General features: G+C 60.8%; 11 protein-coding genes. 9 read left to right on the forward strand and 2 right to left on the reverse strand.

Translation table 11 applies throughout. The features are described 5' to 3' along the window. Positions 1 to 255: 255 nt before the first annotated feature. The 7 genes from HYZ49_06785 (at position 256) to HYZ49_06815 (ending at position 13,610) form a co-directional block, all read left to right on the forward strand. Positions 256 to 3,411 carry an efflux RND transporter permease subunit gene (locus HYZ49_06785; GenBank protein MBI3241983.1) on the forward strand — a complete coding sequence of 1,052 codons (3,156 nt, stop codon included), beginning with the start codon at positions 256 to 258 and terminating at the stop codon, positions 3,409 to 3,411. Positions 3,412 to 3,460: 49 nt separating this feature from the next. Further along, on the forward strand, positions 3,461 to 4,231 hold the full coding sequence (locus HYZ49_06790) for a hypothetical protein (GenBank protein MBI3241984.1): 771 nt from the start codon (positions 3,461 to 3,463) through the stop codon (positions 4,229 to 4,231). 76 nt (positions 4,232 to 4,307) lie between these two features. Further along, positions 4,308 to 7,421, forward strand: a complete 3,114-nt coding sequence (locus tag HYZ49_06795) for an efflux RND transporter permease subunit (protein ID MBI3241985.1) — start codon at positions 4,308 to 4,310, stop codon at positions 7,419 to 7,421. A gap of 18 nt (positions 7,422 to 7,439) precedes the next feature. Continuing rightward, positions 7,440 to 8,954, forward strand: coding sequence for a hypothetical protein (locus HYZ49_06800; protein ID MBI3241986.1), 1,515 nt, complete (start codon positions 7,440 to 7,442; stop codon positions 8,952 to 8,954). A 162-nt stretch (positions 8,955 to 9,116) separates the two neighbouring features. Further along, on the forward strand, positions 9,117 to 10,082 hold the full coding sequence (locus tag HYZ49_06805) for a hypothetical protein (protein MBI3241987.1): 966 nt from the start codon (positions 9,117 to 9,119) through the stop codon (positions 10,080 to 10,082). A 64-nt stretch (positions 10,083 to 10,146) separates the two neighbouring features. Then, on the forward strand, positions 10,147 to 11,655 hold the full coding sequence (locus HYZ49_06810; GenBank protein ID MBI3241988.1) for a peptidoglycan-binding protein: 1,509 nt from the start codon (positions 10,147 to 10,149) through the stop codon (positions 11,653 to 11,655). Next, positions 11,652 to 13,610, forward strand: a complete 1,959-nt coding sequence (locus HYZ49_06815; GenBank protein ID MBI3241989.1) for an ATP-binding cassette domain-containing protein — start codon at positions 11,652 to 11,654, stop codon at positions 13,608 to 13,610. The genes HYZ49_06810 and HYZ49_06815 overlap by 4 nt, the downstream gene beginning before the upstream one ends. Positions 13,611 to 13,617: 7 nt before the next feature. On the opposite strand, the gene HYZ49_06820 is transcribed toward HYZ49_06815, so the two are convergent. Together HYZ49_06820 and HYZ49_06825 are read right to left on the reverse strand one after the other, a co-directional pair. After that, on the reverse strand, positions 13,618 to 14,184 hold the full coding sequence (locus HYZ49_06820; GenBank protein MBI3241990.1) for a helix-turn-helix domain-containing protein: 567 nt from the start codon (positions 14,182 to 14,184) through the stop codon (positions 13,618 to 13,620). Then, on the reverse strand, positions 14,160 to 15,104 hold the full coding sequence (locus tag HYZ49_06825; GenBank protein ID MBI3241991.1) for a PucR family transcriptional regulator ligand-binding domain-containing protein: 945 nt from the start codon (positions 15,102 to 15,104) through the stop codon (positions 14,160 to 14,162). Before HYZ49_06825 ends, HYZ49_06820 begins: the two co-directional genes overlap by 25 nt. 86 nt (positions 15,105 to 15,190) lie before the next feature. On the opposite strand from HYZ49_06825, the gene HYZ49_06830 reads away from it, so the two are divergent. Together HYZ49_06830 and HYZ49_06835 are read left to right on the forward strand one after the other, a co-directional pair. Continuing rightward, complete coding sequence (locus HYZ49_06830) at positions 15,191 to 15,727, forward strand: sigma-70 family RNA polymerase sigma factor (protein ID MBI3241992.1); 537 nt, start codon at positions 15,191 to 15,193, stop codon at positions 15,725 to 15,727. A 90-nt stretch (positions 15,728 to 15,817) separates the two neighbouring features. Beyond that, positions 15,818 to 16,175: zf-HC2 domain-containing protein (locus tag HYZ49_06835; GenBank protein MBI3241993.1), on the forward strand; the 358-nt coding region annotated here is incomplete at its 3' end.

Genomic DNA, 16,175 nt, shown 5'->3' on the forward strand with positions numbered 1-16,175 from the left:
CATTTTGTCATATAGTCCCATTGTTTATACATAGAAGCAATAGCAGGGTATTAGTGCGATTGAGTCTCAGCCAGGTAAGTTGACCTTAACCACCAAACCGTCTCATTGGCATCTTGAAATTGCGCCGGTGAGACGGTTTTCGTTAGTGGCGAGATAAGTCGGAAGGCGCAACTATTGGCGTGGCGGTGGTCGGGATGGCCGTTGCACAGCGCCAAGTCCAAGTTGGAAATAACTACATAAGGGAGGTCTCCACCTATGATGCGCGGGATAATTAATACCAGTCTACAGTTTCGCTTCCTGGTGCTTGTGGTCGCCGCCGTGGCGATGGTCGGCGGCATTGTCCAACTCCGGAACATGCCGGTGGACGTTTTGCCCGAATTTTCGCCTCCGTACGTTGAAATTCAGACCGAGGCCCTCGGGTTATCCGCAGAAGAAGTGGAGCAGATGATCACGGTTCCAATGGAGCAAGACCTGCTTGCCGGGGTTGCCTGGGGCAACGTCATTCGCTCCGAGTCTGTTCCCGGGCTGTCATCGGTCGTCATCTTCTTCGAGCCGGGGACCGACCTCTTCCGCGCCCGGCAGATGGTGTCCGAGCGCCTGTCACAGGCGGCAGTCGGGTTGCCCCACGTTTCAAAACCGCCGACAATGATTCAGCCCCTCTCCTCATCCAGCCGGTTTATGATCATCGGGCTTTCCTCGAATGACCTGTCCCTGATCGAGATGTCGGTGCTTGCCCGGTGGGTGATCAGCCCTCGCTTGTTGAGCGTGCCAGGGGTAGCCAACATCGCCATCTGGGGCCAGCGCGAGCGGCAACTTCAGGTGTTGGTTGACCCGGAACTGTTGCGCGCTCAGGGTGTTTCGCTGGAGCAAGTCGTCGAAACCACCGGAAATGCGCTGTGGGTGTCGTCACTCAGCTTTTTGGAAGCCTCGTCGCCCGGAACGGGAGGCTTCATTGACACTCCCAATCAACGGCTTGGAGTCTGGCACGTCCTGCCCATCTCCTCACCCGAAGACCTGGCGCAAGTGCCCGTTGACGACGCAAAGTCGCTGGTGCTGGGCGACGTGGCCGAACTGGTGGAAGATCATCAGCCACTGATCGGGGACGCGATCATCAACAACAGCCCCAACCTTTTGCTCGTCGTCGAAAAGCTGCCGGGGACGAACACTCTCGAAGTGACGAAGGGAGTGGAAGGCGCGATCGAAGCCTTACGGCCCGGCATGGCCGGCATCAAGTTTGACGCCTCACTTTTCCGGCCGGCCACCTTCATCGAGATGGCAATTGCCAATCTCACCCGGACGCTGATCATCGCCGCCGTGCTGGCCGTTTTGGTTCTGGGCGTCTTTTTCTACGGGTGGCGCACGGCGCTGATCAGCTTGGTGACTATCCCGCTGGCTCTGGTCGCCGCGCTGCTCGTGCTCTACCTGCGCGGGGCGACGCTCAACACGGTATTGTTGGCCGGGCTGGTGATCGCCCTCGGCATGATCATTGACGACGCCGTCGTAGATGTCGAGCACATTATGCGGCGACTGCGAAGCCAGCCTCGCCAGGGCGAGGCGTCGTTGGTGGACACTGTTCTCGAAGCCTCCGCCGAAATGCGCAGTTCCCTCTTCTTCGCAACGCTGATCACTCTGCTGGCGGTGACGCCGATCTTCTTCATGGAAGACGCATCCGGCGCATTGTTCCAACCGCTAGCCATCTCTTATGCGCTGGCGGTGCTGGCCTCCATGGTCGTCGCGCTGACGGTTACACCGGCGCTGAGTCTGATTCTGTTGCCCGGCGCGTCTACCGCCTCGCCGGAGCGCCGCGAATCCCCGCTCGTCGCCTGGCTACAAGGCGTCTACGACGGGGCGCTTTCGCCGTTCATCCAAAGGCCGCTTCTGGCGTACGCAGTCGCCGCCATCCTGGTGGTGGCCGGCCTGGCGATGGTGCCGTTCCTCAGTCCGAAACAATTGTTGCCCTCGTTCAAGGAACCGTACATTTTGATTCAATTGGATGGCGCGCCCGGCGCGTCCCACACGGCCATGAGCCGGATCGTGGCGCGGGCCAGCAGTGAACTGAAATTGATAGACGGAGTCCAAAACGTCGGCGCTCACCTGGGGCGAGCGGTGTTTGGGGATCAGGTGGTCGGCATCAATTCCGCCGAATTGTGGGTCAAAGTAGATCCCCAGGCCAACTATGAGACGACGGTGACCGCCATTCAAGAGATGGTTGACGGTTACGCCGGGCTGGATCATCAGGTAAAGACCTATTTGCAACAAACGCTCAGTCCGTCCTCAGACAGCGCCAGCAACGGTCTAGCCGTGCGGGTCTATGGCGAGGATCACGAAGACTTGAGCGAGGAAGCGGTGAAGTTGCAACAGGCCCTGGCAGGGATTAACGGCGTCGTTAATTCGAGAGTGGATTTCCCGGTTGAGGAAGCGACTCTGGAAATCAAGGTGGATTTGGCCGCCGCTCAGGAGTATGGCATTAAACCCGGCGATGTCCGCCGGGCGGCCGCCATCTTGTTGTCGGGCCTTCAAGTCGGCGCGCTCTTCGAGGAGCAGAAGGTGTTTGATGTTGTAGTGTGGAGCCAGCCCGACGTGCGCCAGAGTCTGACCGACATTCGCGAGCTTTTGATCGCCACGCCCAACGGCCATGTGCGTTTGGGAGACGTGGCCGACGTGCGGATCGTGGCCGCTCCAACCGTCATCCGTCGTGAAGCTATCTCGCCCTACCTTGACATCCTCTTTGACGTGCAGGGCCGCGATGTCGCCGCCGTGACAAGCAACATCAAAGCAACTTTGCAGGAGTTCCCGTTCCGGCTGGAGTACCATGCGGTGGTGTTGGGTGAGCAGTCAACGCAACAGGCGGCTCAACAACGCATCCTGCTGGCGGCGGTGGTCGCCGTGATCGGGATATTCCTCCTTCTTCAAGCATCCTTCGATAGCTGGGGCCTGGCCGCCGCAACCTTCGTAACCCTGCCGGCGGCGCTGGCCGGAGGCGCAGTGGCGGCTATCGCCGGCGGCGGCCCGCTCTCGCTGGCGGCGCTCTTTGGATTGCTTGCAGTGTTAGGAATTGCGGCTCGCCACAGCGTTCTGCTGGTCGGCCACTATCGCCGCCTTGAGCAGGAAGGCGAAGCCTTTGGCTCGGGACTAGCCCTGCGCGGGGCGCGCGAACGGCTGAGTCCAATGGTCATGACTACGCTCACCACCGGGCTGATTCTTCTGCCCTTTATCTTCTCCGGCAACATCCCCGGACTCGAGGTCGCGCGTCCAATCGCAATCGTGATTTTGGGCGGCCTGGTCACTTCGACCTTGCTCAGCCTGTTTGTGATGCCCGCCCTGTATTTGCGGTTCGGCGCCAGGCCTGCACCCGAGTCGGCGAGCTTGCCGTTGGGCGCTCAGCCAAGCCTCGGCTCCTCAGCCGACTGAAAGACAGACATGAACAGGTTCAACTCTACTGCGCACTAAGGAGGTCATGATGAAACTCAACATACGATGGATGGTTGCCGCACTGGTCATCGCCGCTCTGCAACTCTCGGCATGTGCGGGAACGCCGCCCGCCAGCACCAAAGTCTCCCCCGCCAAAGTCGCGACGATCGAAGGGTCGAATCTCAAGTGGGTGGTGTTGACCGACAAGGCCGCCGAACGGCTTGACATCCAGACGACCCAGGTTCGCGAAGATGAAGTCGCGCGAACGCGGACGGTCGGGGGCGAAGTCGTGGCGGCGGCGGAAGCGAACGCCGCCAGCTCCGGCGGAATTTGGGTGCGCGTGCATCTTAACGTCAGCGACCTGAACCAGGTGGACGTGAGCCAACCCGCGTTCGTCCGCGATCTGGATGACGACGAAGAGGATGACGAAGAAGGCGGGTTGGAGGCCGAAGCGGATGATCCTCCTGATGAAGTGGATGACGCCGAGGACAACGCCGACGGAGGTGGGACTCTGTATTTCTCGGTGGGCGACGGCGGGCAGACTCTTGTTCCGGGGCAACGAGTTTGGGTCCGGCTGTCTCTGGTGAACGGCGCAGGCTCACGAAAGATCATCCCTTACGCCGCCGTGATTTACGACGTGAACGGCCAGACCTGGGTGTACACAAATCCCGAACCCCTGACCTTCGTTCGGCAGAGTGTCACCATTGACTACATCGAAGACGACCTCGCGTTTCTGACGGAAGGCCCGGACACGGGCACGGAGGTGGTGGTGGTTGGGGGAGCCGAGTTATACGGGACGGAGACCGGCGTTTCCAAATGACCAAGCAGGCGAGAGGGGACTCGGTCGCTGGTAGCCTGGCCTGCCCCCTACTCTACTGCATCGGGAGGTACTCAACATGCGTTGGATAGTCAAAACCAGCTTGCAATACCGATACCTTGTAGTTTTTGCCGCCCTGGCGATGATGGTCTTCGGCATTGCCCGATTGAGCAACTCGTCGGTGGATGTCTTTCCCGAATTCGCGCCGCCCAAAGTAGAGATCCAGACCTTGAGCCAGGGGCTTTCCGCCGCCGCCGTTGAAGAACTGGTCACCGTTCCCCTGGAGCAGGCCCTCAACGGCTTGCCGGGGCTGGACGTGATGCGCTCCCGGTCGGTTCCCGATCTCTCGGATATCGTCCTCATCTTCAAGCCCGGCACCGACCTCATCCTGGCGCGACAGTTGGTGCAGGAGCGTGTCGCGGCAGTGACGCCCCAGTTGCCAACCTGGGCCGCGCCGCCGGTGATGATCCAGCCCCTGTCGTCCACCAGCCGGGCCATGAAGATCGGGATTTCCTCGGATCAACATAGCTTGATGGATCTATCCATGATCGCCTATTGGAAGATCCGCGCCCGCCTGCTGGACGTGCCTGGCGTAGCGAATGTCCCGATCTGGGGCGAGCGGATCAAGATGCCGCAGATGCAGGTAGACCTGGAGCGGATGCGGGCCTATGACGTTTCGCTCACCGAAGTCATGGATGTCACCTCGAGCGCCCTGGACGTCGGGTTGCTGATGTACTCCGAAGGCTCGGTCATCGGCACCGGCGGATTCATTGACACGCCCAATCAACGGATCGGAATCCAGTCCGTTCTGCCGGTTCTGACGCCGGACACACTGGCCCAGGTGCCCATCTATGATCGCCGGAAATCCGACGGCACGGCTCTGCGCCTCGACGACGTGGGTGATGTGGTGTGGGATACCTGGCCGCTCTTCGGCGACGCAGTCATCAACGAAGGCCCCGGCCTGATGCTGATCGTCGAAAAACTCCCCTGGGCCAACACCCTGGACGTGACTCGCGGGGTGGAAGCCGCCATTGACGAAATGCAGCCCGGCCTGCCCGGCATTGAAATTGACACCACCATTTTCCGGCCGGCGACCTTCATCGAACTATCAATTGACAATCTCACCAACTCTCTGCTTCAGGGCGCTGTTCTGGTGGTGATCGTGCTGCTCTTCTTCTTGTACGAGTGGCGCGTGGCCTTGATCAGCGCCACCATCATCCCGCTGTCGCTGATGGCCTCCCTGCTCGTGCTCAACCTGACCGGGGTGACGATCAACGTCATGACCCTGGCCGGCCTGGCCATTGCCATCGGCGCTGTGGTGGACGACGCCATTGTGGATGTCGAAAACATCGTGCGGCGCATACGCCAGCTTCGCAAAGCGGGAAGCACCCAATCCACGTCGGACATCATTCTCGAGTCGTCGCTCGAAGTGCGCGGCGCTATCGTCTACGCCTCGCTCATCGAAATCTCGGCGTTAATGCCGGTCTTCTTCCTGCAAGGCCTGTCGGGCGCGTTCTTCAAGCCGCTGGCTACCGCCTATGTGGTGGCGGGGCTGATCTCCCCGTTTATTGCACTGACCGTCACTCCGGCGATGGTCCTCATTCTCTTGTCCAACGCGCCGATTGACCACCGCCCCTCCCCGATCATCCCGTGGTTGCACCGGGCCTACGACGGGGTTCTCTCGCGGGTCGTGCCCAAGCCGGGGCTGGCCTACGGTACCGTCGCCGCCCTGGTGCTGGTGGGTGTGGGCGTGTGGCCCTCGCTTGGTCAGGAACTGCTGCCGTCGTTCAAGGAACGGGACTTCCTGATGCACTGGATCACCAAGCCCGGCACGTCCCACCCGGAAATGTGGCGGATCACGGCTCAGGCCTGTCGTGAGTTGTTGGCCATTGAGGGGGTGCTCAACTGCGGCTCCCACATCGGGCAAGCCATGAGCGCCGATGAACCGTACGGCATCTATTTCACCGAGAACTGGATCAGCGTTGATCCCTCGGTGGACTACGACAAGACCCTGGCCGCCGTTCAAGAAACAGTGGACGGCTACCCCGGCCTGATTCGCGATGTGCAAACGTATCTGAAAGAAAGAATCCGGGAAGTCCTAACCGGATCGAGCGACACCGTCGTGGTGCGCATCTACGGCCCCGAACTGGAGGGGTTGCGCGCCACAGCCGACGAGGTGCTGGCCGCTTTGGAGGGGATTGACGGGGTTGTAGATCTAAAAAAGGAAGCCCACGTGGACGTGGCTCAGGTGAACGTCGAGGTTGATCTGGCGGCGGCCCAGCAGTACGGACTCAAACCCGGTGATGTCCGCCGGGCGGCGGCCTTCCTGGTGCAAGGCGAAGAGATCGGCGACATTTTCGCGAACGGGAAGACGTACGACGTGAACGTATGGAGCACACCGGAAACGCGCAACAGCCTGACCGATATTCGCGAACTGCTGATTGACACCCCTGACGGCGGCCACGTGCGGCTGGCGGACGTGGCCACGGTAACCATCGTGCCGGCCCCGAACGTCATCGAGCGCGAGGGACAATCCCGCAAGATTGACGTGTCGGCCAACGTGAAGGGACGCGATCTCGGCTCTGTTGCCCAGGACGTTGAAAGGGCGATTCAGGGCCTGGAGTTTCCTCTAGGGTATCACGCCGAATTGTTCGGCGAGTACGCAGAACGGCAGGCGGCTCAGCAGAATTTGCTCCTGGCCGGGTTGGTGGCCGTGGTGGCGATTTACTTCCTCCTGTATACATCTTTCGAGAACTGGCGGCTGGCGACGCTGACGTTCTTCACCTTGCCCTGGGCGCTGGTGGGCGGCGTGCTGGCCGCCTACTTTACCACCGGCGTCCTGTCCCTCGGTTCCCTGGTCGGCCTGCTCACGATCCTGGGGATTGCCACCCGAAACGGGATCATGATGATCAGCCACTTCCAGCATCTGGAGACGGAAGAAGGTGAACCTTTCGGCCCCGGTTTGGTTCAGCGGGGGGCGCGTGAACGAATTGCGCCGATCATGATGACGGCGCTCACCACCGGCCTGGCCCTGGTGCCGCTGGCATTCGCCGGCAGTATTCCAGGTCACGAAATTGAGCACCCGATGGCGATCGTGATTCTGGGCGGCCTGGTCACTTCGACCGTTCTGAACCTGCTCGTCGTGCCTTCTCTGTACTTGCGCTTTGGGAAAGCAAGAGTTAAAGTTGTCTAGTAAATCAAGGAGCTTGAGATGCGACGCCTGCACCTCGTTTCTGTAGCAGTTGTGCTGGTTCTGGCAATTCTGGTTTCGGCCTGTAATGGCGGGCCTTCCCCCACCGCGACGATTGAAGCGGTGTCTTCCCCGGAAGCCACTACCGGAAGTGAGATCGCTGAAAAAGATTTCGAGGACTTCGACCCCGGCAATTTCGACCGCCCGGCGACCGTTGACAACCAATGGTTCCCCCTCAAGCCAGGAACGCAGTTCATCTACGAAGGGACGACCGTCGAGGATGATGGCACGGTCGTTCCGCACCGGGTGGAGATCACCGTCACCGATTTGACCAAAGTGATCGGCGGCGTGCGCTCGGTCGTTTCCTGGGACCAAGACTACAGCGACGGCGAACTGGTAGAGGCGGAACTCGCCTTCTTTGCCCAGGACAACGACGGCAATGTCTGGCGCATGGGCGAGTACCCGGAAGAATACGAAGAAGGGAAGTTCGTCGAGGCCCCAACCTGGATCCACGGCCTTGAAGACGCCAGAGCCGGAATCATGATGCGGGCCGACCCTCAACCGGGCACTCCCAGCTATTCTGAGGGATGGGGGCCGGCGGTGGATTGGACAGATCGCGGGCAGGTGGATCAGGTGGGCCAGGAGACCTGCGTTCCTGCTGACTGTTACAATGACGTTCTGGCGATTGCCGAGAGCAGCCGATCGGAACCGGGCGCCTTCCAACTCAAGTATTACGCGCCCGGTGTGGGGAATATTCAAGTGGGCTGGAGAGGCGCCGATGTCACCCAGGAGAAGCTGGAATTGGTCGAGATCGTGCAACTCAGCCCCGAGGCCTTGGCAGAGGCTCGCGCGAAAGCGTTGGGATTGGAAAAACACGCTTACGAGGTCAGCCAGGACGTGTACGTTTACACCTCACCGGCAGAATATCCGGAAGGAACTCCCCTGCTCGCGATCACGCCTTTAGTCCCCGAAACGCCCGAAGCCGGGCCGCCGGAGGCGGCCTCATCTGAGATCATCGTCTATTCTTCCGACCTGCCCGAGAACACCCTGTTCGAGATGGACTTTGTCGAAGACCCGGCCTCGCCCGGGGGCAAGATGATCAGCCTGCCCAACAACGGAGATGAACTGGATCCGCCCCCTGAAAGTGATCCGCACGTGACCTTTACGATCCAGGTTCAAAGCGGCATCCCCTATCGGTGCTGGATCCACATGAAAGTCGGAGAGCCGTTTGGCGTTTCGCAGGCCAACGTCATTTATGCGCAATTCACGGACGCCGTTGACGAGGCCAACAACGAGATCCTAAACGTGGGCACCGGGAGTTACCTGACTGCGGAAGGGCCGACCCAGTTGGGCTGGGCATGGGTGGAATGTGACCGGGCCGACTCAGAGGCGGAACCGCTGGTCTACTTCCGAACCGACGGCGAGGTGACAGTGCGCTTGCAGGCCGGCATGGAAGGGGTGGGGTTCGACCAGTTCCTGCTCAGTCCGGCCCGCTTCCTGGATCAGCCCCCCACTGAACCGATCGTCGAGAAGTAGAGGAGCAGGTTGAACGGTTGGGCATCCTGTGGTCAACGTTGGATCACTTCGAGGCAATCGTTGACAAATCCTGTTCTTCATTCTCGCTTCATTGTTCTTTCATATTTGGTCTGCTAGAATTTAACGCAAATGGAGAGTGATAGACCAAAGGAGAGCCAGCCCGTGAAAACTGTTAGAAATGTTGTGCGAAAAATCATAGCCCTAAGCGCCAAGCTTCAGAGCTACCGAACTGATCTCCTGACCCTCGGGCTCGTCTTTGCTCTCCTCGTGGCCGCCTGCGGCAATGGTTCGACCCCCACCCTGGCCGTGAGCCAGGGCGACGCTGCCGGCCAACCCGGCAAGCCAGGGACAGAAGAGTTTGGCATGACCAAAGAGGAACTCGTCAGGAACATCGAGGCGACAGAGGCCCTCGTCGCCAAATGTATGAGCGACGCCGGGTTCGAGTACATCGCCGTTGATTACGATACGGTCCGCAAAGGGATGACCGCCGACAAGGCGCTGCCCGGGGTCACCGACGAACAGTTCGTCGCCCAGTACGGCTACGGAATCTCGACGCTGTACACCGGCAAATCTCCGCAGTTGGCCGACATCCCCACCGCCGCCCAAATCGGCCTGGGTGAACAGAACGCCCAAATCTTCAAAAGCCTGTCGCCTGCTGATCAGGTGGCCTACAATATCACCCTCTTTGGCCAGAACTCCGACGCAACCTTCGCGGTTTCGCTCGAGGCCGAAGATTTCTCACGCGCCGGGGGTTGCACCCGCGCCGCCGTCGAGCAGGTTTTCACGAGCGAGCAGTTAAGCACGACCTATCTCAACCCCAAGGACGCCCTCATCGCCCAGGATCCGCGCATGATCGCCGCCGTGAGGGAGTTTTCCGATTGCGTTCGCGAGGCGGGTTTCAGTTACAATCACCCGAATGAGATCGAGGCCGACATCAAGAACCGTCTCGCCGGCATCACCAAAAACCTCCCGCTTGAGGCGTTGTCGCCCGACGCCCTCACCGCTCTGACAGAACTTCAGGGCGAAGAGCGAGCGGTTGCTACAGTCGCCACTGAGTGCGAGGCCAACATTATTGAACCTGTTGCAGTTCAAATAGAGAGAGAATTGTATGGTGGCCCACAACCGTGACTGGAACAGGAGCCGCAGGGGATGATTGTCGAGGCAGGTTCGTGCTACAGAAAATCAGATCAGTATGAACCGAAAACGAATCATAATACTCTTCTTTGTTCTTGGGCTTATGGTTCTATCTGCGGCCATCGGCTGGGTGGCGGCCTCAAGAATCATATCGCCCGCCGAAGCGGCGGCGCGCACCGCGCCGCCGACGCCATCGCCGATTCTGGTCCCGGTCGAAGAGCGCGTGTTAACGTCCGACATCGTGACTCGCGGCACGGCCCGCTTTGGACTGCCACAATCCATCTCCATCATTCCATCCGCCTTGAAACCTCAGATCGGAATCATCACTACACTGCCTCTGCGGAACACTCAATTGAAAGAGGGCGATGTGATGCTCACCGCCTCAGGCCGCCCGGTATTTATTCTCCAGGGTGATGTCCCGGCCTATCGAGACCTCGTCCCCGGCAACTCGGGCGAGGATGTTCACCAATTGGAGCTTGCTCTCAAGCGTTTGGGGTTTGATCCCGGTGTCGTTGACAAAGCTTACGATGAACACACCAGCGCGGCTGTGGCCGCCTGGTATGACGCGGCGGGTTGGGAGCCGTTTGGGCCGACGCCTAATCAGCTGGCAACTATCCGCGCCCTCGAACAGGAATTGGCCCTCGCGAAAAACAGGCGAGCGACGGCCTACGACGCCGTCGCCGCCGCCGACCTTGCTATAGAAGCCGCGCGCGCCAATGCCGAGAGCGCCAACATCGCGGCCAGCGCCGACGTGGGCGTAAAGACCAGGATCAAGGACAGAGTTGGGGCGGACCGGGAGGCATCCGGTGAGGATAAAGCCAACGCTGCCGCCGCGCTGGCCGCGGCCCAGGCCGCCGAGACCGCCACTCGTTCGGCAGGCCAGGCGGCCATTCAGGCCGCCGTTGACGCCCAAAAGGCCGCCGCCCGTGAAGCCAGGCTGGCCGCCGACGCAGTCACCCGGCTCGAGACTGATCTCGAAGTGGCCCAGAGCAAGGTGGGGGTGCAGGCGCCGGTTGACGAGATCATTTTTGTTCCCGTTTTGCCTGTCCGCGTCGGGCAGATCAATGTTGTGGTGGGCGACCCGGCGGGCGGGCCGGTGATGGCGGTGACAGATAATCGTTTGGCAATTGATTCATCCCTGGCTCTCGACGAAGCGCCGCTCGTCAAGCCGGGTATGCCAGTCACTATTGACGAACCGTCTCTTGGCATCAAAGCCTCCGGGGTCGTGGCCCGGGTGGCCGACACACCTGGAACCTTCGGGGTTGACGGATTCCACATCTACTTTGAAGTTCAGGTGAACGAAACCACTACGGCCCTGGAAGGTTTCTCATTGCGCCTCACGATCCCGGTCAAATCAACCGGGACGGCGGTCACCGTCGTTCCGATCAGCGCCCTGTTTCTCGCCGCCGACGGGACTTCAAGGGTGCAGGTAGAGGACAACGGGGCGCTGGGGTTCATTGTGGTCGAGCCGGGACTGTCGGCCAACGGCTATGTTGAAGTGAAGCCGGTTGACGGGACGCTAACGCCGGGCCAGCTCGTGGTCGTGGGGTTTGAGACAACACCATGACGACGGATCCCGGCGCCGGCCAATATGTCCTCGACCTCAACAAGATTGGCCGGCAGTATGGAAGCGAACCGGCTGTCCACGCGCTTGTGGAGGTGGACCTTCAGGTAAGGCCCGGCGAGTGGCTGGCGATTACCGGCCCCTCCGGCGCTGGGAAGTCAACCCTGCTCCACATCATCGGCTGCCTGGATCATCCAACCAGCGGCAACTATTTTCTGGATGGTATCAACACCACCCGGTTAAGCGATGCAGAACGCGCCGGACTGCGGGGTCGGCGCATCGGGTTCGTGTTTCAATCTTTCCATTTGCTGCCCTACCGAACTGTGTTGGAAAACGTCATGCTGGCGGAAGTGTACCGCCAGCAATCCCACCGTGGCCGACAAGAGCGGGCGCTGGCGGCCATAGCCCGAGTCGGGCTTAGTCATCGCGCCGATTTCCTGCCGACGAAGCTGTCTGGCGGCGAGAGACAACGGGTTGCTATCGCTCGCGCCCTGATGGGTTCTCCCAGCCTGCTATTGTGTGACGAACCGACGGGAAATCTTGATTCAAAGTCAACGGCCAGCCTGCTCGACCTCTTTGCCGATCTCAACCAGCAGGGTCTTACACTGGTCGTTGTGACCCACGACGAGAACGTCGCCCAACGGGCCGGCCGCCGCGTGCACATCATTGATGGCCTACTGACAGACATCACCAGCGGAGAAAATGAGCGGCAACCGTCACCCGCCCCGGAACCATACGTCAACACGAACGCCATGAAGCCGTCCGGCATCACGCTCATGGACCTCTTCAATGAGGCACTGGCAGGGATGTTCGCCAGGCCGGGCCGGATGGCGCTGACGGTGTTGGGCATCGTCATCGGGCTGACGGCCCTCGTGGCGACGCTGGGCCTGTCTCGCACCGCCAACAACCGCATCATCAGCGCCTTCGACGAGTTAGCCGCCACCGGTATTGTCGTTGCCGCCAAGCCCGGCCCGACGGGCGTTGACCCCAAAGCCATTCCCTGGGACGCCCCCACCCGTCTTGGCCGGTTGAACGGCGTCGCCGCCGTCGGAACGCTAAGTGAGGTCAATGTCGGAAGTGCGCTGGTGAGCACATCGCTGGTGAGAGACCCGCAGAGCCAGACCGCTTTCCGGCTTTCGGTCAAGGCGGCTTCGCCCGGCCTGTTTGCGGCAGTCAGAGCGGAGCTTGAGACCGGACGTTTGCCCGACTTGGGACATTCGGAGAGGAAGGATCGGGTTGCCGTGCTTGGCCCGACGGCCGCGCTCCGGCTCGGTATTGTTAACCTCAAGCAGTTGCCGGCAATTGCCATCGGCGATAACCTCTACCTGGTTATCGGCATCTTGCGCGGCGTCGCCCGCCAGCCCGAACTGCTGGGCGCAGTCATCATTCCCGAAGGCACGGCCCGACAGGATTTTGGCTTGGCGGGTCCTGGCACCGTGATCATCGAGACTCGCATTGGCGCGGCCTCTCTCATCGCCCGGCAATCCCCATTGGCGTTGCGGCCCGATAACCCCAAGATTCTCAGAGTTGAGTTTCCCCCGGAGCCTCAGCGTGTGCGCGACACGGTGCAGACTGACCTGAATACGATGTTCGTCTTGCTGGGCGGTTTGTCTCTGATTGTCGGCGCTATCGGCATCGCCAACATTACGCTCGTGTCGGTGATTGAGCGGATCAGTGAAATCGGCCTGCGCCGGGCCATCGGCGCCACACGCGGGCACATCGCCGCGCAGTTCTTGCTCGAGAGCGCTTCGATGGGGCTGATTGGAGGCGTGCTCGGCGCCAGCCTGGGCGTTCTCATTGTGGTGGCCGTCTCGGCCTACCAGGTCTGGACTCCGGTGCTGGACCCGGCGGCGCCCCTCCTGGCCCCACTTGTCGGTGGCGGAATCGGCTTGTTGTCGGGAACTTACCCGGCGGTGCGCGCAGCACAGTTGGAACCGATTGAGGCGTTTCGGAACTGACAGGACGCTACAGAGAAGCCGAACTCAGCTTTGTGGTTTGGGTCGCTCTCAAGTAATAGGCCTTCACCGCCACGTGCAGGTTCAGTCGCTGAGACACATTGCGCAGATCGACTCCCAAAATTGACTCGATCCGTCCCAACCTGTAGAGCATCGTGTTCCGGTGAACGCTGAGGGCCGAGGCCGCTTCGGCCAGCGCCCCGTTGTAATCGAGATAGGCCGCCAGCGTCCGCGCCAGATCGCTGTTATTCTTGCGGTCGTGCTCGGCCAGCGCCTCAATTTTGGCAAGATAGGGGTTGGCCGCCAGCACGTCGGCAGGCAAACGATAAAGCCAGTCGAGCAGACCCAGTTCCCAAAAACAAGTGACGGGCATCCCGCTGAACTGCCCGCCGATCATGGCGGCCTCCAACGCTTCATCGTAAACCCGCCGCAGTGACTTGTCGTTGGTCGTTTGCCCCACGCCCGTCCTCAACGTTTGAGACCGGTTGCCAATCTCGGCCACCATTCTTTGCGCCAGCGCCTGCCCGGTTGCGTTCGATTTCGATTCGATAATTAGGGCAATGCCTTGCTCGCGCACCACAACCAGCCCCCACTGACCCTCAAAAAGTCGCCGCGCGCCGCCTGCTGGGCCTCGCGCACCGCCTGCTCCTTCACCATCACCAGCGCCGCCACCGTCGCCGCGTGTTCGATTGCCAACTCGTCCAGATCGGTCAGCGGATGATCGCCGGCTACCACCCAAATGTAGCCGTAAATTTCGCGGCGAGCCACAATAGGCGCAATCACCCGTTCCATCGTCATGCCAATGTCGGGCATGGTTCCCACGCGAACCGGTTTCATCTTTTCTTGTAGTTGGGCGTAGATGCCGCGTTTCATTAACCGCTGGCTGACCTCGCGCGGCGTATAGCCAAGCTCAATGGCCCGCAAACGGTTTTCGTCCACTGGCCCGTGAAGGGTCGAGGCCAGCACTTCAAAGGCCGGGCTTTCGATCAGCACCGAGCGGTTGAGAATGGCGGCCAGGGTTTCAGTCAACGAGGAGAGGTCGCCGCCCTCCAGCACCAACTGAGTCAGCCGGCGGTGGATGTCGTCGGCGCGTTCCTTCAGCGCAAACTGTTCGTTGAGGATCTCCAGGTACAGCCGCTCAATGAGGTTGATGAATTGCACATCGGGCGGCACGGCAATGATGGGGAAACCGTATTCGTCCGCCGCCCGGCGCATCACTTCCGGCACGGCCTCAAAATACCAGCCGGTAGAAAACACCATGCCGGCCAACCCCTGCTCGGCCAGCGCCGGGATGAAAATTTTTTGCTCGGCCGGGTTGTCCTTAATCCCATAACCGGCAGTGAACATCAACAGACCCCGGCCCCAGTCGGCGTAGTCGGTGCCGGGGATGTCCACCACGTGAGCGCGGCGGATAATGTGATCAAGGCCGCCTTCGCCGGCGACAACCTGAGCTTTCTCGAATCCGGGGAGTTGAAGCGCCTGGCGCAGAGTGAGCATGAAGAGATTATAGACGAAAGACGGAGGCTGTCGTCTTTCGCCCGACGCGCAACTTTTAGATCAATTCTCCTGTATAGTTTACAGGCATGCCTGACGTTAGCGACCGCGACCTTGTGCTCCGCGCCCGGCGCGGCGACGCTGAAGCCTTTGGCGAACTCGTCCGCCGCACTCAAACGTCGGTGTTCAACGTGTGTTACCGATTGATGGGCGAGCGGCGCGAAGCCGAAGACCTGGCCCAGGAGGCCTTTATTCGAGCCTATGAACGACTCGGCACGTTTGACCCGGATCGGCCTTTTGGCCCCTGGATGCGACGGGTGGCCGCCAACCATTGCCTCAACCGTCTCTCGGCCCAGGCCCCGGCAGACGCGCCGCTGGACGAAGAACGCGACGAGGACGAGCGGGGCAAGCCGGAGGCGATCCGCGAAGCAAGGGAGCAAGCCGAGCTGGTGCGCGCCGCTATTCTGGCCCTGCCGCCGAATTACCGGGCCGTGATCGAATTGCGGCACTTTCAGGACATGAGCTATGATGAGATCGCCGGCCTGCTGAGCATTCCATTGAGCGACGTGAAGAGTCACATCTTCCGCGCCCGCAAACTGCTGGCCGAAAAACTGGAACGCAGATGAACGCTGAACAACCGCTGATAAACGCAGATAAACCTTCATAAAAATCTGCGTTCATCATTTCAAATCAGCGTTTATCTGCGTGCTAAAGCAATGACGCACTTGGACGACATCGCCTTCAACGAGTACCTCGACTCTGCCCTCGACCCGGCCCGCCACGCCGAAGTTGAGGCGCACCTCGCCGCCTGCCCGGACTGCGCCGCCCGCCTGGCCGGACTGCGCGCCCTCTTCGCCGCGCTTGAGTCCCTGCCGGACGTGCCGCTGGAACGCGACTTATCCTCTTCAGTAGTGACTGCCCTTCGTAAGAGTCGTGGGATGAGTGACAGCGCCAAGGCATTGCGCTTACGACCGACGCTCCGCTTCGCCTTTGCCGCCCAGGCGCTGGCCGCCCTCATCTTGCTCGCCATCGCCCTGCCCTTCGCAACACAGGCAACGTTATGGGAGCAGGTTT

Source organism: Chloroflexota bacterium, from assembly GCA_016197225.1.
In the GTDB taxonomy this organism is placed as follows: Bacteria; Chloroflexota; Anaerolineae; order Anaerolineales; family VGOW01; genus VGOW01.